This is a genomic window from Pseudonocardia sp. ICBG1142 (genome assembly GCF_020496255.1).
In the GTDB taxonomy this organism is placed as follows: domain Bacteria; phylum Actinomycetota; class Actinomycetes; order Mycobacteriales; family Pseudonocardiaceae; genus Pseudonocardia.
On the sequence record NZ_JAHLJC010000030.1, the window covers coordinates 1,035,652 to 1,052,634 of the forward strand.

Annotated in this window: 19 protein-coding genes; 6 read left to right on the forward strand and 13 right to left on the reverse strand. The window is 70.8% G+C overall.

Annotated features, from left to right (window positions below; translation table 11 throughout):
* Positions 1 to 83: 83 nt before the first annotated feature.
* A complete protein-coding gene (locus KPL59_RS19105) occupies positions 84 to 848 on the forward strand; it encodes a transposase (RefSeq protein ID WP_226361573.1) in 765 nt (254 codons plus the stop codon).
* A 367-nt stretch (positions 849 to 1,215) separates the two neighbouring features.
* Here the strand turns inward: KPL59_RS19105 and KPL59_RS19110 are convergent, their stop codons facing one another.
* From KPL59_RS19110 to KPL59_RS37025, 6 genes are all read right to left on the reverse strand, one after another.
* The gene (locus tag KPL59_RS19110; protein WP_226361574.1) at positions 1,216 to 2,121 is read right to left on the reverse strand and encodes a hypothetical protein; all 906 of its coding nucleotides are present in this window, start codon (positions 2,119 to 2,121) and stop codon (positions 1,216 to 1,218) included.
* Between the two features lie 119 nt (positions 2,122 to 2,240).
* Positions 2,241 to 2,816, reverse strand: coding sequence for a hypothetical protein (locus KPL59_RS19115; protein WP_226352764.1), 576 nt, complete (start codon positions 2,814 to 2,816; stop codon positions 2,241 to 2,243).
* A 34-nt stretch (positions 2,817 to 2,850) separates the two neighbouring features.
* Entirely contained in the window at positions 2,851 to 3,447 is a 597-nt protein-coding gene (locus KPL59_RS19120) for a VOC family protein (RefSeq protein WP_226361575.1), read from the reverse strand.
* On the reverse strand, positions 3,444 to 5,186 hold the full coding sequence (locus tag KPL59_RS19125) for an FAD-dependent oxidoreductase (RefSeq protein WP_226361576.1): 1,743 nt from the start codon (positions 5,184 to 5,186) through the stop codon (positions 3,444 to 3,446). Before KPL59_RS19125 ends, KPL59_RS19120 begins: the two co-directional genes overlap by 4 nt.
* A complete protein-coding gene (locus KPL59_RS19130) occupies positions 5,176 to 5,907 on the reverse strand; it encodes an MFS transporter (protein WP_226361577.1) in 732 nt (243 codons plus the stop codon). Before KPL59_RS19130 ends, KPL59_RS19125 begins: the two co-directional genes overlap by 11 nt.
* Entirely contained in the window at positions 5,908 to 6,513 is a 606-nt protein-coding gene (locus KPL59_RS37025) for an MFS transporter (protein WP_226361578.1), read from the reverse strand.
* A gap of 337 nt (positions 6,514 to 6,850) precedes the next feature.
* Here KPL59_RS37025 and KPL59_RS19140 point away from each other — a divergent pair, with 337 nt between their 5' ends.
* On the forward strand, positions 6,851 to 7,438 hold the full coding sequence (locus KPL59_RS19140; protein ID WP_226352761.1) for a TetR/AcrR family transcriptional regulator: 588 nt from the start codon (positions 6,851 to 6,853) through the stop codon (positions 7,436 to 7,438).
* Between the two features lie 62 nt (positions 7,439 to 7,500).
* Here the strand turns inward: KPL59_RS19140 and KPL59_RS19145 are convergent, their stop codons facing one another.
* Genes KPL59_RS19145 through KPL59_RS19155 form a run of 3 tightly spaced genes read right to left on the reverse strand, consistent with a single transcriptional unit; the run spans position 7,501 to position 9,376 of the window.
* The gene (locus KPL59_RS19145; RefSeq protein WP_226361579.1) at positions 7,501 to 8,334 is read right to left on the reverse strand and encodes a fumarylacetoacetate hydrolase family protein; all 834 of its coding nucleotides are present in this window, start codon (positions 8,332 to 8,334) and stop codon (positions 7,501 to 7,503) included.
* Complete coding sequence (locus KPL59_RS19150) at positions 8,331 to 8,957, reverse strand: VOC family protein (protein ID WP_226361580.1); 627 nt, start codon at positions 8,955 to 8,957, stop codon at positions 8,331 to 8,333. The genes KPL59_RS19145 and KPL59_RS19150 overlap by 4 nt, the downstream gene beginning before the upstream one ends.
* The gene (locus tag KPL59_RS19155; protein ID WP_226361581.1) at positions 8,954 to 9,376 is read right to left on the reverse strand and encodes a nuclear transport factor 2 family protein; all 423 of its coding nucleotides are present in this window, start codon (positions 9,374 to 9,376) and stop codon (positions 8,954 to 8,956) included. Before KPL59_RS19155 ends, KPL59_RS19150 begins: the two co-directional genes overlap by 4 nt.
* A gap of 194 nt (positions 9,377 to 9,570) precedes the next feature.
* On the opposite strand from KPL59_RS19155, the gene KPL59_RS19160 reads away from it, so the two are divergent.
* A complete protein-coding gene (locus KPL59_RS19160) occupies positions 9,571 to 11,208 on the forward strand; it encodes an FAD-dependent monooxygenase (RefSeq protein ID WP_226362106.1) in 1,638 nt (545 codons plus the stop codon).
* A 16-nt stretch (positions 11,209 to 11,224) separates the two neighbouring features.
* Here the strand turns inward: KPL59_RS19160 and KPL59_RS19165 are convergent, their stop codons facing one another.
* Positions 11,225 to 12,193 (reverse strand): SDR family NAD(P)-dependent oxidoreductase, encoded by a 969-nt coding sequence (locus KPL59_RS19165; protein ID WP_226361582.1) that lies wholly within the window; start codon positions 12,191 to 12,193, stop codon positions 11,225 to 11,227.
* A gap of 63 nt (positions 12,194 to 12,256) precedes the next feature.
* On the opposite strand from KPL59_RS19165, the gene KPL59_RS19170 reads away from it, so the two are divergent.
* Positions 12,257 to 12,811, forward strand: a complete 555-nt coding sequence (locus tag KPL59_RS19170) for a TetR/AcrR family transcriptional regulator (protein ID WP_226361583.1) — start codon at positions 12,257 to 12,259, stop codon at positions 12,809 to 12,811.
* A 124-nt stretch (positions 12,812 to 12,935) separates the two neighbouring features.
* Here the strand turns inward: KPL59_RS19170 and KPL59_RS19175 are convergent, their stop codons facing one another.
* Together KPL59_RS19175 and KPL59_RS19180 are read right to left on the reverse strand one after the other, a co-directional pair.
* Positions 12,936 to 13,961: an amidohydrolase family protein gene (locus tag KPL59_RS19175; RefSeq protein WP_226361584.1), complete on the reverse strand. Its 1,026-nt coding sequence runs from the start codon at positions 13,959 to 13,961 to the stop codon at positions 12,936 to 12,938.
* The gene (locus KPL59_RS19180; RefSeq protein ID WP_226361585.1) at positions 13,958 to 14,887 is read right to left on the reverse strand and encodes an NAD(P)H-binding protein; all 930 of its coding nucleotides are present in this window, start codon (positions 14,885 to 14,887) and stop codon (positions 13,958 to 13,960) included. The genes KPL59_RS19175 and KPL59_RS19180 overlap by 4 nt, the downstream gene beginning before the upstream one ends.
* A gap of 69 nt (positions 14,888 to 14,956) precedes the next feature.
* Between KPL59_RS19180 and KPL59_RS19185 the strand changes: the two genes are divergently transcribed.
* Positions 14,957 to 15,574: a TetR/AcrR family transcriptional regulator gene (locus tag KPL59_RS19185; RefSeq protein WP_226361586.1), complete on the forward strand. Its 618-nt coding sequence runs from the start codon at positions 14,957 to 14,959 to the stop codon at positions 15,572 to 15,574.
* 16 nt (positions 15,575 to 15,590) lie between these two features.
* Here the strand turns inward: KPL59_RS19185 and KPL59_RS19190 are convergent, their stop codons facing one another.
* Positions 15,591 to 15,971, reverse strand: a complete 381-nt coding sequence (locus KPL59_RS19190; RefSeq protein ID WP_226361587.1) for a helix-turn-helix domain-containing protein — start codon at positions 15,969 to 15,971, stop codon at positions 15,591 to 15,593.
* Positions 15,972 to 16,076: 105 nt separating this feature from the next.
* On the opposite strand from KPL59_RS19190, the gene KPL59_RS19195 reads away from it, so the two are divergent.
* A complete protein-coding gene (locus tag KPL59_RS19195) occupies positions 16,077 to 16,880 on the forward strand; it encodes an alpha/beta fold hydrolase (RefSeq protein ID WP_226361588.1) in 804 nt (267 codons plus the stop codon).
* Positions 16,881 to 16,983: the final 103 nt, after the last annotated feature.

Here is a 16,983-nt window from a genome sequence, read left to right on the forward strand (position 1 = left end):
CCGGCGTGTCGGGTTGGGCGACAGCCCGTCCATCGCGAATATTGGTTTGCCGAATCAATCCGAGATGAACGGGTTGTCGCAGTATGTACTATGCCACTGGTTTCCGGCGTGATGAGATTCAGGATCTTGTCGCTATAGTGTATGAGCAGGATCAGCGGGACGCGACGGAGGCACGTTTGTCTTGGCCGCCGGTTCTGGGGTTGTTCTGGTCGGTGGTGATCACGTTGGCGTATCTGCGCGGGAATCGTGTGCAGTGGGAGTTGGCGGAAACCTATGGGGTGTCGCAGTCGACGGTTAGTCGAGCGATCACGGGGGTGACACCGTTGCTGGCACAGGCGCTGCGGAGTGTCGTTCCGACGGCAGAGGAGCTTCGTGCCGATCGGCAGTACATCATCGATGGAACCTTGCTGCCCTGCTGGTCATGGGCCGCGGTGCCGGGTCTGTGGTCGGGCAAGCATCGCACCACCGGCGTCGTCGTCCAGGTCGCAGCCACCCTGGAAGGGCAGCTGTCGTGGATCTCCGACCCGACCCCAGGCTCCCGACACGACCTATATTGCCTCGACCAATCCGGCGCCCTCGACCACCTCGCCACATACCCCCCGATCGGCGATAAAGGATACATCGGGCGCGGCATGCTCACCCCGTTCAAAAAACCACCCGGCCGGGAACTTCTCGACTGGCAAAAAACATTCAACAAGAGCCTCAACCACACACGCGCCACCATCGAACGAGTCATCGCCCATATCAAAACGTGGAAAGTTCTCCACACAGACTACCGGCGGCCCTACGTCACATTTAAAACGACAATCTCGGCAGTCATCGGACTCATCTTCTACACACTTACCTGACGGAGCCTGAATAAGCCTCCTGGTTCTCCACACTGTCCTCCATCAAATCTCGATCTTGTAGAAACGCCTGGTTGACACCGTTTCCGCAAGCTGCCCAGTGGAGGCGCCGATGTCGCTCGATTACATGTACTGAAGTTGCTGCGTAGCCACGAGCGGCAAGCTCTCTGCGACGAGTGGTCACGAACAGGTGACCTCGTGAGGGTGAACCGTCGCGCATGGCAGCCGGTCTGACGGTCCGGGCCAGGCAGACGGGCTACCGGTCACATTCGGATGGCCGACATCGCCCGGCGTTACGAACCCGACCATTACGTGGTCCGGGCGCTCGGGCCGAGCCTCGTGGATAGACGCAGAGCAGTGACACGTTCGCTCAGCTGGTTGAACGCGGTTCGATCACGAAGGTCGGCGCACCCCAGCCCTTCTTGACGATTCGCGCCTCGTTCGGCGTGACGCGGTGACGCTCCTCGCTGCCCTCGTACATCCGGCTCACGCTGTCCATGACGATCGCCCCGTCGTCCCATTTGAGGCGGAAACCGCCGTACATCCCGGGGATGCTGGACCAGAGGAACTCGGTGCTGTCGAGTTCACGAAGTGGCCCGAGCTGGGGGAGTCGGAACTGTCCGTCCAGGCAGTGGCGGGTGAGACGGGACTGCATGACTGCGTGCAGCAGACCCTCGGTGGCGATCCGGTCGGCCCGTTCCCAGCGGGTCTCGTCCGGAACGGCGAGGAGGTCTTCGAGGTGACGGTGACCTCGTTCCCGGGCGATATCGCGCGGTAGGAGACCGTTCAGGGTCCGCAGAGTGCGCCACGCTCCCAGACCGAGGAGCTGCTCGACGACGGCGCGGTCGGCTCCGTGCCACGCAGCGTGGTGCAGCGAGGCGTAGCCGCTCCTCGTGCCGAACCGTGGGGTGTTGACCAGCTCGATGTTGTGTTGCGGGTCGGGCTGCTTCGCCAGAGCGAGCAGATCCTCCCAGGCCCCGGCCCATGCGAACCGCGCGACTCGGTCGAGGTCGCGTGCGATGTCGTCGCGGTAGTCCTCGCGATCGACGACGCTGGACCAGGTTCTTTGGAGCGATCCCGGTGCATCGAACGGGTCGGGGGCGTCATTCGGCATGTGGTGACCGACCCTGCCAGAGGCGGAGCTGCTCGAACAGGGGCACCTGACAGCCGGTGGTCTGGAAGCACGCTCGCACGCCGTGATCGAGTAGAGCCTGGTGTTCGAGTGAGTGGCTGCGGATTCGTTTGGCCCGGTGAGGACGACGAGTCCGGCTGCCACTGGAGTCAGTGTGCGCCATGGGGCCGACGACATCTCGGTTCCACAGCAGAGGACCATTTCGAGCCTTATGACCGGCTCAGAGAGATCGAGAAGCACTTCCGGCTCGTGTCTCCCGCGGATCAGTCCCCTTCGAGGTGAAGCTCAGAGCCCGGAAGGTCTGAGCAACGATGCGCGAGTGCCAGTACTGCGTCGAGTACGTCTCGTGTCGCGGAGTCGTCGGCGGTCGTCCTGAGTGCGTCGAGCTCAAGGATCAGCTGTGGCATGTCGTTGCTGGTGAGACGAAGAGTGCTCCACGGGGTAGTGCGTAGGAGCGTTGGGGACGTGGCCCGCTCGCACAACTCCTTGACGATGCCGTTGTCGTCGAACACGCTGTCCAGGACGGTGAGCCGGCGACGTCGTGGGCTGGTACCGGGGTTCTCGACGTGCACGAGGCTGGCGTCCATGCCCATCTCGGCGGCCTCCGGTTCTCGGCTCGGTGGCCCGAGCCGGAGGGTCGTCATCGGGCGGCCGGGCGCACCGTCATCGAACCCGACCCGGGTCGGGTTCGTCCAGGAGGAAACCTCGAAGAGCAGGGGCCTCGTGACGTGCCCGGACCTCGACGACACGCCGCGATTCTCGTGGTCGGCTGTGTGGACGCGTGCACGACGCGAGCGGCCTACTCCTCGCGGTGACCTCCTCCCCACGATCCCCGACATCGTCGCCTCCGTCGGCCCGGCGACCTTGACGCGGTCAGGAGGCCGGCACGGGGTCGTCGTCGCGCCGGACGAGGACCTCGAACGGGACGCCGCGCTCGTAGTCGGCGACCATCTCCTCCGGGTCGAACAGGGTGCCGATCGGGTTCACCGAGAACACCGGCCCCTTCATCCACTCCGTCGCCTCGTCGGCGGTCGCGAAGCTGTCGACCTGCAGCTCCACGTGGTTGCCGTCCGGATCCCGGTAGTACAGCGACACGGTCGGACCGTGGCGGATGGCGCGGACGGGGAGGATCTCCGCGTCCCGCAGCCGGCGGTAGGTGGCCAGGAGCGCGCCGAGATCGGGATGGGTGAAGGCGGAGTGGTAGAAGCCGACCTGCGGTTCGTCGCTCGGAACGGGGTACGGCCCGGTGGCGATGAGGGCCACCCGGTGGTGCTCCTCGTCGTAGGTCAGGAACGCGAGCTTGCCGTTGTCGAAGACCGGGTGCGCGCCCAGCACCGTGCAGTACCACTCCCGCATCCGCGGCAGGTCGTTGGTGCGGAACACCACGTGGGCGAGCCCCACCGGGGGCCGGGCGACGGTCGGGTCCGGCAGCGTGCGCGCCGCCCCTGTGTGCTGGTCGGTCGAGGTCATGCGGTTGCCTCCATGAGGTCGGGCTGCCGGAGCAGCAGATGGTCGAGCACGTCGCTCAGGTCGATCGTGGGATCGAACGCGGAGGCGCGCCAGGCGATGTGCCCGTCCGGGCGGACGAGCACGGCCCCGTCGGCGCCGATGCCGTAGACGGCGCGGAAGTCGTCCTCGACGCCGGCGTGCCGCGCCTCGGCTCCCACCGCGACGACGTCGACCTCCTCCGGTGCCGTCCACCGCCGTTTCCCGGCCGCGGTGGTGAGCAGCACGAACCCGGCGCCGAACAGGTCCTGCAGGGAGCGGGTGCGGTCGGGGTCGAGCCACAGGTGGGGGGCACGCGCGCCGGGCCGCCCGACCGGGAGGTAGCGGCCGACGGGGCTGGGGACGGGTTCGGTACCGTCCGGCCGGATCCCGGGTGACTCGTAGGAAATGCCGAACACCTGGCCGTAGTACTCGAAGTGCTCGCGCTGCTCGGCGATCGCCGCCCGGACCGGCCCGAGCTCGGCGTCGTCGAGCGTCTCGATCCGGGCCACGAAGTCGAGGTCGTTCTCCAGCATCCCGCCGAGCCCGGCGCGCGCCATCCGCTCGGCGTTGGCGAGGCTCTGGTCGACGTTGAACCGGGCGACCGGACGGCGTTCCTCCTCGTAGGTGTCCAGGAGGTGCCGGCCGGCCCGCCCCCGCAACACCGCGGCGATCTTCCACGCGAGGTTGTGTACGTCGCCGACACCGGTGTTCATCCCCTGCCCGCCGGTGGGCGGCAGCGGGTGCGCGTCGTCGCCCGCGAGGAAGACGTTCCCGACGCGCATCCGGGTGGCGACGCGCGCCTGCATCTGCCAGGGCCGGGCGCTGCGGACGTCGACGTCGAGATCGGGGTCACCGACGAGGGCGCGGACGATCTCCACGCAGCGCTCGGTGGTGAACGAGGCGGGTTCGGTCGTGGCCGGGTCGTAGGCGAAGTTGTAGGTCCACCTGTGGCGGCCGTCGAGGGTGATGAGCACGCCGGTGGTCTCGGGGTTGTAGACCCACCACAGCAGGTAGGGGCGGTCGGCGACGTAGCGCGACAGGTCGGCGTGGAAGTAGATGCCCATCTGTGCGCCCAGGCGCTCCGGGCCCTCCAGCCGCACGCCGAGCTGGTCGCGCAGTGGGCTGGCCGCTCCGTCGGCCGCGATCACGAACCGGGCCCTGACCTGCGACTCGGGGCCTCCGTCCGCGGACAGGCGGACCGTGACGGCGCCGTCGGCGCCGTCGGCGCCCTCGGCGTCGTCGACGTCGTCGACGTGATCGACACCGAGCACCGTGGTGCCGAACCGGACGTCCACGGCCGGGAGGGCGGAGGCGGCCCGGAGCAGGATCGGCTCCAGCACGTCCTGCGGGCAGGAGCTCTTGACGTGCGGTGCGTATCCGGCCACCTCACGGTCGAACTCGGGGGAGTGGCCGTGGGTGACCAGCGCGCCGAACTCGGGGTGGGCGAGCCGGGTGACGAATGCGCTGCCGCGGTTGCGCTCCCGCGGCAGACCCGCCGCCAGCACCTCCTCGGCGACCCCCCAGCTGCGGAAGATCTCGAGGGAGCGCCCGTTCACCACGTGCCCTCGCGGGTGGTACGAGGTCGTCGCCCGCCGTTCGACGAGCAGCGTCCGCACCCCGAGGCGGCCGAGACCGATGGCCGCACTCAGGCCGGTCGGGCCGCCCCCGACCACCACGACGTCGTGGTCGAGGGCGGGTGTCGGATCGTGGTCAGTGCGCATCGGCAGTTCCCTCCACTGCGGGTGTGGGTTCGGGGCGCGTCGACGCGGTCCCGCCGTTGCGGGCACTGCCCCTGGTGAACAGCACGAAGGTGGCGACGAGGCTGAGCGCGGCGGTGGCCAGCAGGTAGCCGGCGATCGGGGTCGAGGAGCCGCTCCTGGCGTAGAGCAGGGCGAAGACGATCGGCGCCACGCCACCGCCGAGGATGGAGCCGATCTGGTAGGCCATCGAGGTCCCGCTGTAGCGCACCGGGGCCGGGAAGAGCTCGGCGATGAAGGCGGCCTGGGCGCCGGTGGCGAACGAGACGGCGATCACGCCGCCCAGGTAGGCGACGATCATCGCGGCCAGCGACCCGGTGTTGACCAGGGCGAAGAACGGGAGGGCCCACACGACGATGCCGATCAGCCCGCCGAGGAGGACCGGTCTGCGGCCGATGCGGTCCGCGAGCCGCGCGGTGACCAGCACCAGCGGGATCCACACCACCCCGGCGGCGACGGTCAGCCAGAGCACGTACGTCGGGGGCAGCCCGAGGGCCTGCCTGGAGTACGCGAGCATGTACACGAACATCAGGTACCCGAGGGTGGGCGCGGCGGTGGACGACAGACCGCCCAGGAGCATCTCCCGCCAGTTGTTCGTGATCAGGTCCCGGACCGGTGAGCGGCTGATGGCGCCGGAGCGCTGCACGGCGGTGAAGTCGGGGCTCTCCGCGACCCCGAGTCGCACTCACATGCCGATGCCGATCAGCACGATGCTCGCCAGGAACGGGATCCGCCAGCCCCAGGAGCTGAACACGTCGGCGGGCAGGTATGTCGTCAGCAGGACGAAGGTCAGCGAGGCCAGGACGATGCCGACCGGGTTGCCCATCTGGGTGAACGAGCCGAAGAAGGCGCGCCGGTGCGTCGGGGCGTGCTCGACGCCCAGCACCACCGCACCGCCCCACTCCCCGCCGACCGCGAAGCCCTGCACCAGGCGCAGCACGACCAGCAGGACAGGTGCCCACACGCCGATCACCGCGTAGGTGGGCAGCAGCCCGGTGAGGAACGTGGCCGCACCCATGATGACCAGCGACGCGACCAGTGTGGACTTGCGGCCGACCCGGTCACCGAGGTGGCTGAGGACGACGCTGCCCAGCGGCCGGGCGATGAACCCGGCGCCGAAGGTCACGAAGGCGGCCAGGGTGCCCGCGACGGGCGAGAAGGTCGGGAAGAACTGCGGGCCGAAGATCAGCGCCGCCGTCAGGCCGTAGATGTTGAAGTCGTAGATCTCGATCGCGGTGCCGACGAAGCTCGCCGTGGCGACCCGACGGGTGTGGCGCGTGCCCGACCTCACGGGGGCGGGTGGGGATTCGCTCTGCGGGAACACTGGACTCCTCTGTCGTGAGTGTTCGTGCGTGAGACCTGCCGTGCTCGGCGTGATCACGGTGGGGTCGGGAAACCGGCGGGCGGAGGGGCGCGCCGGGCCGTGCCGCTGCGATGGGGACGAATGATGAATGGCGATCAAGAGCAGTGTCAAGGATGTCGCTGTGGTGCGGTTGGCTGCGGGATCGGCGGCATCCCGGCGAAGAGGATGAGGATCGATCAAGAGGTACCTCCGACCGTCTCGCCGCGGATGGCTAAGCTGGAGCCGCCTCTGCGCCGCGCGGAGCACCCGAAGGAGGCGATCGGCCGTGCCCCGGAACAGGCAGCACATCCCGCGCGAGGAGCGGAAGGCCGAGGTGCTGGCGGTCGCCACCGAGCTGTTCCTCAGCCACGGGTACGCCGGCACCACGATGGCCGACATCAGCCGCGCCGCCGGCGTCGCGCCGGCGGCGGTCTACTGGTACTTCCCGTCCAAGGACGACGTCTTCGCCGCGGTCATGGACCGCATGCTCAGCCGGGAGATCCGCATCCTCGACGAGGACCACGCGGACGACGACCCGATGTCGCACCTGGTCCGGGGCCTCAACGACATGCGCGTGTTCCGGCCGCTGCACCAGGCCATGCACGGCAGGCTCCTGCAGTCCGAAGCCGTGCGCGAGGCCCACGACCGCTTCCTCGACTGGATCCGTGACCTCGTCCGGAAGATGGTCGACGACCTCGACGACCCGTCGGTGGATCGTGAGCTCGTCGCCGACACCGCCGTCACCCTCTTCGAGGGCTTCAACGTGGAGGGCGCGCCGCCGCGCCCGGGTGCTCAGCTCATGCGGTTCCTCCTCGAGTCGGTCCTGGGTTCCGCCCGCGCCCGCGACCTGCCGGCGCCGGTCCCGTCGGACTGAGCCCGCCCGACCGCGGCGGCCGCGCGACTCGGGCGCGGTGGTCGACCAGGCGCAGCGGTCGATCAGGCGCAGCGGTTGACCAGGGTGCCGATCCCCTCGATCGCGATCCGTACCTCCGAGCCGGACCGCAGGTAGCGCCCCTGTGGATGCCCGACGCCCGCCGGGGTCCCGGTCATCACGACGCCGCCGGGCTCCAGCGTCGTCTGCCGTGACAGGTAGGAGATCAGGGGTCCGACCGGGTGGATCAGATCGGAGGTGCGCGCGTCCTGGCGCAGCTCGCCGTCGACCCAGGTCTGCAGGTGCAGGTCTCCGGGATCGTCGAACTCGTCCAGGGTGGCCAGGCACGGCCCCATGGGGGTGAAGGTGTCGAAGCTCTTGGCCGCGCTCACGTCCGCGCCACGTCCCGGGACGAGGCCCTTCTGCACGTCCCGGGCGCTCACGTCGTTGCAGATGGTGTAGCCCGCGACATGGCTCATCGCGTCGCCGACCTCGACGTCCGTGGCGCGCCGCCCGACGACGACGGCCAGTTCGCCCTCGTAGTCCACGTGCTCGGGAGCCACGCGCGGGAACCGGATCGCCTGCCCCGAGGCGATGACCGACGAGGGCGCCTTCAGGAAGATGTGCGGCTCGTCCGGGTGCTCGGTGCGCCCGACCTCGCTGCGATGCGCGGCGTAGGCGAAGCCGACGGCCCAGATCTTCGAGGGCCTGGGGATCGTCGGGAGCAGCTCGACCTGCGCGAGGGGGATCCGCTCGCGCACGGTGGCCGCGGCGATGTCCGCGACGTCGTACCCCGCGCGCAGGGCCTCGCCCAGGTCGGGGGCGTCGACGTCGAGCAGGGCGACGGTCTCGCCGTCGTGGCTGCCGATGCCCTTCGTGGTGCTGACGAGCCTGCTCATCGGGCCACCGCCTGGTTGTCGAGGTCGAGGATGTCCGGATCGCCCGCGTGGAAGTGCTCGGCGAACCGGTCGGGATCGAGCTCCAGCCCGGACGGGTTCGCGGCGAATTCCGGGCTCGCCATGAACTCCCGTTCCTGTTCCGGGGTGTCGAAGTTCGAGCAGGAGAACTCGACGACGTTGCCGTCCGGATCGCGGAAGTAGAAGCTCGTGGCCTGACCGTGGTTGGCCGCGCGGTGCGGATGGGTTCCGGCGGCCCGCAGGTGCTCGAACTGGGCGATCAGGTCGGCGAGGGACGCGACGCCGAACTGGAAGTGGTGCAGGCCCGGCCCGGCGGGCTCGACGCCCGCGAGGGAGTCGATCCCGAACAGGGCGAGGACCTGACCGTCCCGGACGGGGAAGAAGGCGAGTCGGACGTCCACCGCGCGCTCGGGCATGCCCGCGGTGCGGGGCGGGGCGTCCGGGTCGGGGGTGCGTTCGAAGAACGGGCCGGCGCCCAGGACGTGCGAGTACCAGGCGTGCATCTGCTCGAAGCGCCCGGTCTTCAGCACCAGCTCCGCCATCTGCCGCGGGACGGCCCGCGTCGAGGTCTGCCCCGGTGCGGGCCGGTCGGTCGCGGCGGTCATGCCGCACCTCCGGTGGGTCCGTGCAACGGACGCGAGGTCCGTCGCGCGATGCGCCATCCCTCGGCCGTGCGGCGCAGGGTATGGGTGGTGTCGAGGATCTTCTCGAGGTCGTAGGTGCCGTCGGCACCGCGCAGGTGGAGCAGCACCAGGCAGCTGAGCGTGATCTCGTCGGCGCTGCGCTCGACGAGGTGCTCGTTGCTGATCAGGTGGGCCGTCTGCCGGTCCGGCATGGCTTCCCGGCGGGTCAGGAACTCGAGGATCGCGGCGCGCCCGTGGAGCCGTTCGCCGCGGATCTCGAACTCCGCGTCGTCGGTGAAGGCGTCGATCCCCGTGGTGGCTCGTCCCCGGTCGATCGCGAGGTGGTAGCCGATCACGTGCTGCCGGCACTGGCTGACGTCGTCGTCGAGCATGAGACCCATGGGCAGCTCCTCTCTTGAGTATCACTCAAGAGTAGTGCTTCGATGGCGGGTGTCAACGCACGGCGGCGGCGCTCCCGCCGCTCCCGGTGGCGGCAGTGCCCAGCTCGATCGACGACGACGTGTGAGGTGCCGGAGTGACACGACCTGCAGCGGACAGCGCGCACCGGACGCCAGGGCCGGGGCGTGTGATCGTGGTGGGCGGCGGCCCGGTGGGCCTCTGCACGGCCATCGAGCTCGGCTGGCGGAACGTGCCGGTGCTGCTCGTCGACGAGACCGACGGGTCGGTGGCCTTCCCGGCCGGGGAGGCGATCTTCTCCCGCTCCATGGAGCACCTGCGGCGGTGGGGCCATGCGGCCGAGGCGCGTCGCGAATGCCTGCCGGGCCCGGACCACCCGCACCGCATCCTGTTCATGACCCAGGTGGTCGGGCACGTGCTCGCCGAGTTCGACCACGGGGTCACCAACTCCAGCCCCGGCGAGTACGCCGACGTGACCCCCGAGGGTCCCGCCTTCATCTCGAAGTTCTCCCTCCTGCCGCTGCTGCAGCGGATCGCGGCCGGACTGCCGGCCGTCGAGATCGCCTACGGGAACCGGCTGGAGGACTTCACCCAGGACGCCGACGGCGTGACCACCCGCGTCCGGGACGTCGTCACCGGCGCCGAACGGACCGAGGCGGCGGCCTACCTCGTCAGCTGCGAGGGCGGCCGCAGCGGGATCCGGCGCGCGCTCGGGATCGAGCTCGTCGGCGACTTCGCCCAGGGCCACAACTTCGCCCTGCACTTCCGGGCCCCGCGGCTACGGGAGCTGCTGATCGAGCGCACCGGCGGGCGGGCGGCACAGATCCAGACCCTCGCCTCGGAGAAGCGGCCCTACATCACGGTCGTCGACGGCGTCGACGAGTGGCGGCTGTCGGTCTACCTCGACCACGAGCCGGCCGACGGGGACGCCGTCCGCTGGGTGCACGAGGCCGTCGGAGAGCCGATCGAGACCGAGATCCTGCGGGCCCAGCCGTGGAGCGGGCACCGGGTCGTGGCCGACCGCTACCGGGACGGCCGGGTGTTCCTGGCGGGCGACGCCGCGCACCTGCTGTGGCCCAAGGGCGGCTTCGGCGCCAACACCGGGATCGGAGACGCCGTGGACCTCGGCTGGAAGCTCGCGGCCGTCCTGCACGGCTGGGGCGGCTCCGACCTGCTGGACAGCTACGAGATCGAGCGACGCCCGGTGGCGGTGCGCAACGTCTCCGAGGCGTCGAGCAACTGGACCTCGGATGCCAGGCTGACCCCCGACCCGCTCCTCGATCGCCCGGACGACATCGGCGCGCAGGCGCGCAGAGCGACCGGCGATCTCATCCAACGGCTGCGTGGACGTGAGTTCCGCAGCATCGGGGTGCAGCTCGGCCACCGCTACGCCGGCTCGCCGATCTGCCTGCCGGACGGCACCCCCGAGCCGCCCGACGAGCCGGACGCCTATGTTCCCTCGACCTGGCCCGGGTGCCGCGCGCCGCACGCCTGGCTCCCCGACGGCAGCTCCACTCTCGATCACTTCGGCCACGGCTTCGTGCTGGTCGCCACGGCCACCGCCGACCCGGCTCCGATGGTCCGTGCCGCGAGCACCCTCGGGGTGCCGCTGAGGGTGCTGCGTATCGACCGTCCTGCCGTCGTCCGGCTCTATGCGGCGCCGATGGTGCTCGTCCGACCTGACGGCCACGTCGCGTGGCGCGGAGCGAGTGCGCCCGACGACCCGATCGCGCTGCTGGACCGCGTCCGTGGCGCCGGCCCGCTCGACGACCGAGCAGTTCGAGGAGTCCGCGCAGCTACGCAGGGAGAACGCTGAGCGGGCACGGACGAGTTCACGGACGGAGGAGCTGCTCCGACACCGTCCACAGCCGGTCGGCGCGGTCGGGGTCGAGCGCCCAGGCCTTCACGCCGTGGGGGTGGTCGGCGAGGTCGGCGTCGTTCGGGACGTCGTAGGCCTCCTGACAGTCGTCGAGGTAGTGGCCTCCGGACGTCGCGAACTGCGGGTCGACCGCGGCCACCATGCTCGTCGCCGCTCCCTGCTCGACGGTCTTGTAGGTGAACACTCCTGCCGCTTCCGCGGCGGCCAGGGAGTCCTTCTGACGACGGGTGAAGTTCCGCTGCAACCCGGTGGCGACCCCGCCGGGGTTGACGGTGTTCGCGACGACGCCGTCCCGGGCCCATCGTCGGGTCGCCCCCACCGCGAAGAGGGAGTTCGCGGTCTTCGACTGTGCGTAGGCGATCTGGGGGTCGTAGGCGCGGCGGTCGAAGTGGAGGTCGTCGAAGTCCACGTCCGCTCGCATGTGCGCGGTCGAGCTCACCACGACGATCCGCGCTCCGCCCCGATCCGCGGCACCGGCGACGAGCCCGCGGTGCAGGCCCGTCGCCAGGGCGACGTGGCCCAGGTGGTTGGTCGCGAACTGCAGCTCCCAGCCCTCGGCGGTGCGCTCGGGACCCCCGGTGACCACCCCGGCGTTGGCGAGCAGGAGGTGGAGCGGGCCGCGCCACGCCGCGACGAACTCCTCGACCGACGAACGGTCGGCGAGGTCGAGCGGTGCCACCGCGGGCGCCGGCCTCCCGGTCGACCTGGCGATGTCGGCGGCGACGGCCGCACCGGCGACGGTGTTGCGGACCGCCAGGGTCACCTCGGCCCCCGCGGCGGCCAGGGCGCGGGCGGACTCGGCCCCGAGCCCGGACGCCGCCCCGGTCACGACGGCGCGCACGCCGGTCAGGTTGTGCCCAGAGAGGACGTCGTCGGCGGTGCTGGTGGCGGAGAAGGGTGTGGAGCGGAGGCCGCGACGCATGCCTAAACTGTACAAGATGAACGCTTTCTGTCTAGTGCGATCAGTGGCGGCTAGACTCGGCCCGTGACAGCGTCGGAGGCGGTCGGCCGTCGTGAGCGCGTGCTGGAGTCGGCGCTGCTGAGCTTCGCCCGTTTCGGCTACCGGAAGACGTCCATGGACGAGGTCGCGCGCGCGGCGGAGATCTCCCGGCCCGGTCTGTACTTCCTGTTCTCCTCGAAGCAGGAGTTGTTCCGCGCCGCGGCGACCCACGCTCTGGACCGCGACCTCGCAGCCGCAGAACGTTCGCTCGCGTCGACCGCCGAGCCGCTGCGCCACCGGATCGTGGACGCGTTCGACCACTGGGCGGGCCGCTACGTCGGCCCCGCGCGCGACGTCGAGGACGTCGTCGCCGCCAACCCGGACCTGCTCGGTGAGATCGTCGAGACGGCGCCCGCCAGGTTCCGGCAGCTGATCGTCGACGCACTCGCCCGGACGGTCGACCGCCGTAGGGCTGTCGACATCGCCGACACCCTGATCAGCACATCGGTGGGCGTGAAGCACGAGGTGGAGACCCGTGAGGCCTATCGCCGACGCCTCGCCGTCGCGGTCGACCTCCTGGTGCCCGAACAGCCCGACTAGCCCGAACAGCGTCCGGTGGCCGAGCGCCACGGGCGTCCGACGGAGAGCGGCCTCGATGCCCCTCCCCGAGGCCCGCCGACCGTTCCCGTCCGCCGCGCCACGGGCCGTCGGCGCCGCCGCGTCGTCAGAGACCCAGGAGTCGGGCGGCGTTGCCGTGGGTGATCTGCTCGCGTTCCCCGTGGGAGAGATCGAGTCCGCTCAGGAACTCCTGGGTGCCGTCGAGGTGCAGGAACGGGTAGTCGGTCGACCAGATGATGCGGTCGATGCCGACGACCTCGCGGACGTAGTCGAACTGGGGCCGGTGGTACATGCCGCTGGGGGTGACCCAGACGTGGGACCGGTAGGTGTCGCTGATGGTCCTGGACAGTCCGGTGTCGCCGGGGGAGAGGACGTCGTCGAGGCGCGGGAGGAAGAACGGCACCATCTCGCCCCAGTGTCCGCTGATGATCTGCAGGCCGGGGAGTTCGTCGAAGATCCCGGCGAGGACGAGACGCAGGGCGTGGATTCCCGCCTCGTGGTGCCAGCCCCATCCGCCGAGCGACAGTTCCGCGGTGACCTTGTCGTTGAAGCCGGAGTGGTAGGCCTGCTGCACCTCGAACAGCGGAGGAAAGGGGTGCAGGTAGAGCGGCACGCCGAGGTCGGCGAGGCGGCGCAGGAGCGGCCGGTGGACGGGGTCGTCGAGGAATCCGGCACCGGGTCGTCCGACGATCAGTACGCCGCGCAGACCCAGCTCCCCGACGGCACGGTCGAGTTCGGCGACCGCCTCGGCCGGACGTTGCCAGGGCAGCGTCGCGAATCCGGCGAGACGGTCGGGGTGCTCGGAGACCGCGGTGGCGAGACGGTCGTTGGCCGCGCGGGCCAGCTCTACCGCGGCGTCCCCGGGAACGAGCTGGGTGGGGCTCGTCCAGGACACGACGGCCATGTCGATGCCGTGCCGGTCCATGTCGTCGATGCGGCCGGCCCCGAGGTCGGCGCCGAGCCGTCGGGCGGTGTCCATGTCGACGGCGGGATGCCGTCCGTCGACGCGGGGCACGGGCGCGTCGCTCCTGCTCTGCCCGGACATGTACGGAGCCTGCTGCCCGAGCGTGGGGCCGGCCGCGGTGTCGGTCGGGCCGTGCAGGGCGTGTTCCTCGATGCAGATGAGGGTCATGCCGTCTCCTGTCGGGCGTCCCGGGCGGGACCGAGGGCGGCGATGACCGGCCTGAGGTTCTCGGTGCACCAGTCGCGGTAGGTGGTCGGGGTGGTCGTGGCGGGAGTGCGGGTGACGCCTTCGTCGAGACCCTCGTTCTTCGCGGTGGCCATGTCGGCCATGGCACGTGCCATGCCGGGGGATGCGCCGTGGTCGAGCATCGCGCGGCCGGCGAGTTCCGGGTCCGTCTGCGTGTAGCGCACCGGTCGACCGAGGAGGTCGGCGAGTACGTCGGAGAGCACGGCTGCCATGTCGTTGCCGGAGAGGTCCTCGGGGCCCAGCAACGGCGTCTCGGCGAACCCGCTCCAGGAGCGGTCGAGCAGGAGGTGGGCGGCGGCGTCGGCGATGTCGCGGGTCGCGACGAGGGGCAGCCGGTGGTCGGGAGCCGTGGTCGACGTCAGTGTCGCGGTGTCGTGCAGGGCGCCGGCTGCACGCAGGGTGTTGTCCATGAAGGTGGGGTTGGCCAGCGCGCGGTAGTGGCTGGTGGCGGCGAAGAGGTCGTCCATGGCCAGCGATCCGGTGACGTGGCCGGCCCGGTGGGCGAGCGGGGTGCCACGACCGAGGGCGGAGACCCCGACGACGTGGCCGACGCCGTGTGTGGCGACGGCCTCCGCGCCGGGGCGGCTCGCGTCGCGGTAGGCGGTGACGGGATCGGGTGCGGTGAGGTCGGGAGGCATGAGCCAGAACAGGGCGTCGACACCGCGCAGCGCGGGGCCGATGACGGCGGGGTCGCGGTGCGATCCGACGACCGTCTCGCAGCGTTCGCGGACGGCGGTGGGCAGCCGGTCCGGGTCCCGGACGACGACGCGCACGGTCTCCCCGGCGGCGAGCAGTCGCTCGAGCACCTGCCGGCCGATCTTGGATGTGGGGGCGGTGACGGCAATCATGGGGGTCCTTCGGGGGCCGGCAAGTAAGTAAACTCGACCGTACCGTTTACTTTGGGGAGTGGCAAGACCATGGCACGTCGAGGCGCGCAGCTGCGGGAGCACATCCTGCGAACCGCCAAGGCCCAGTTCCTGGAGTCGGGTTTCGAGCGGACGTCGATGGACGCGGTCGCCGCACGGGCGGAGACGTCCAAGCGCTCGCTCTACGCGCATTTCCCCAGCAAGGACGCGCTGTTCGCCGGGATCGTGGAGCTGTCGAGGGAGCTCTACCTGGAACAGATCGGTGTGCCCGACGAGGACATCGCGGACCCCGTCGACGCCGTGGTGCGCTACTGCGGCCGGCTGCTGCAGGTATTGCTGTGGACGACCTCGGTCCAGAGCCTGCGGATGGGGATCGCCGAGGCCGAGAGGGTGCCCGAGCTGGCGGCCGGCTACTACGAGTCCGTCGTCGAGATCCCGACCGCGCGGCTGGCGGCGTATCTCGAACAGCGCACGGGCCTCGCGCCCGAGGCGGCCGACGCCACGGCCCGGGCTCTCGTGGCACGGACCGTGTACCCGGAGGTGATGAGCTGCCTGCTCGGGGTCCGCCCGCCCCTCCCTCGTCGACCGGATCCGGTCACGCTCGCGGACGACGTCGACCTCGACCGGATCCGCTCCTGTGCGGTGTCCCTGGTCCCGGCGGGTCCCTGACGGCGGGCGCCCGTGCTCATCGGCCCGTGCGGGACGCCTCGGTCCGTGTGCGGTGGTCGTCGATGCGGGCCATGTTCTGCTGCGCCCACTCGCGCAGCGCGGAGAGCGGGATCTCGAGGGAGGCACCGAGCTCGGTGAGCCGGTAGTGCACGCGTGGCGGAACGGTGTCCTCGACGCGGCGGGCGACCAGGCCGTCGAGCACGAGGTTCTGCAGCGTCGTGGACAGCATCTTCTGGGAGATCCCCGGTGCGCGTCGTCGCAGCTCGGCGAACCGCAACTCCCCGCCGTCGGCCAGCGATCCGACCACCATCGAGGTCCACTTCGTGCCGAGCCGGTCGAGCAGGCGACGGGTGGGGCAGTCCGGGGAGAACAGGTCCCCGCGACGGGGGTCGGTCACCCCGGGCTCACCAGGTGCCGTCGACGTGCCGTCTTCCGCCTCCATGGTCGGTGAGCTTAGGTGATCTGGTCACCAGAAGTTACCGACTGGGAGGTCGTCGCGCGGATGGTCGCCGTCAACGGGGTCGAGCTGGCCGTCGACGAGGTGGGGCAGGGGCCGCCGATGGTGCTCGTGCACGGCTTCCCGCACACCGGCCTGGTGTGGTCCGAGGTGCGCGACGCGCTGCGGGTGGACCACCGGGTCGTCGTGCCGGACCTGCGCGGGTTCGGGGCGAGCACCCGCACGGCCGAGGGGCTCGACGCGGGAACCCTGTCCCGCGACCTCGAGGAGCTGGTCGTGGCCCTCGGAGCCGCGCCGGCGGTCGTGGTGGCGATCGACGCCGGTGTCCCCGCCGCGTTCCTGCTCGCCCTGCGCCGCCCGGACCTCGTCGCGCGGCTCGTGCTGGTCGAGTCGACCCTGGGGACACTCCCCGGCGCCGAGGAGTTCTTCGAGGGCGGACCCCCGTGGTGGTTCGGATTCCACCGGGTCCCGGGGCTGGCGGAGAGCGTGCTGCGCGGGAACGAGGCCGCCTACGCCGGGTGGTTCCTCGACCAGGGCACCCGCGGGCGCGGGATCCGTCCGGAGCTGCGGGCCGCGATGGCCGACACGTTCGCGCGCCCGGACGCCCTCCGCTGCGCGCTCGCCGTCTACCGGGCGCTGCCCGAGACGGGACGCCAGCTCGCCGCGGCGGTGGCCGAGGCCCGGTTGACCGTGCCCACGACCGCGGTCGGCGCCGCGTCGGTCGGTCGCGCGCTGGAGAACCAGCTGCGCGGGGTCACCGACGTTCTGGACGGGCACCTGCTCGACGACTGCGGGCACATCGTGCCCCTCGACCGGCCCGACGCGCTCGTGGCACTTCTGCGCACGTGATGCCGGGGCGTGTCGTCCCGGCCCTGTCGACGAGCCGCGCCGGCGGCCGCACATCGCCCTGCCTGGCGTCGGATGGCCGTCCTTTCGGCCCGGCGGAGTGCAC

Coding starts and splice junctions, on each gene's coding strand:
- KPL59_RS19105 (WP_226361573.1), top strand. CDS start 84: ATGTACTATGCCACTGGTTTCCGGCGTGATGAGATTCAGGATCTTGTC.
- KPL59_RS19115 (WP_226352764.1), bottom strand. CDS start 2,816: ATGTCGGGGATCGTGGGGAGGAGGTCACCGCGAGGAGTAGGCCGCTCG.
- KPL59_RS19120 (WP_226361575.1), bottom strand. CDS start 3,447: ATGACCTCGACCGACCAGCACACAGGGGCGGCGCGCACGCTGCCGGAC.
- KPL59_RS19125 (WP_226361576.1), bottom strand. CDS start 5,186: ATGCGCACTGACCACGATCCGACACCCGCCCTCGACCACGACGTCGTG.
- KPL59_RS19145 (WP_226361579.1), bottom strand. CDS start 8,334: ATGAGCAGGCTCGTCAGCACCACGAAGGGCATCGGCAGCCACGACGGC.
- KPL59_RS19150 (WP_226361580.1), bottom strand. CDS start 8,957: ATGACCGCCGCGACCGACCGGCCCGCACCGGGGCAGACCTCGACGCGG.
- KPL59_RS19155 (WP_226361581.1), bottom strand. CDS start 9,376: ATGGGTCTCATGCTCGACGACGACGTCAGCCAGTGCCGGCAGCACGTG.
- KPL59_RS19165 (WP_226361582.1), bottom strand. CDS start 12,193: ATGCGTCGCGGCCTCCGCTCCACACCCTTCTCCGCCACCAGCACCGCC.
- KPL59_RS19175 (WP_226361584.1), bottom strand. CDS start 13,961: ATGACCCTCATCTGCATCGAGGAACACGCCCTGCACGGCCCGACCGAC.
- KPL59_RS19180 (WP_226361585.1), bottom strand. CDS start 14,887: ATGATTGCCGTCACCGCCCCCACATCCAAGATCGGCCGGCAGGTGCTC.
- KPL59_RS19185 (WP_226361586.1), top strand. CDS start 14,957: ATGGCACGTCGAGGCGCGCAGCTGCGGGAGCACATCCTGCGAACCGCC.
- KPL59_RS19195 (WP_226361588.1), top strand. CDS start 16,077: ATGGTCGCCGTCAACGGGGTCGAGCTGGCCGTCGACGAGGTGGGGCAG.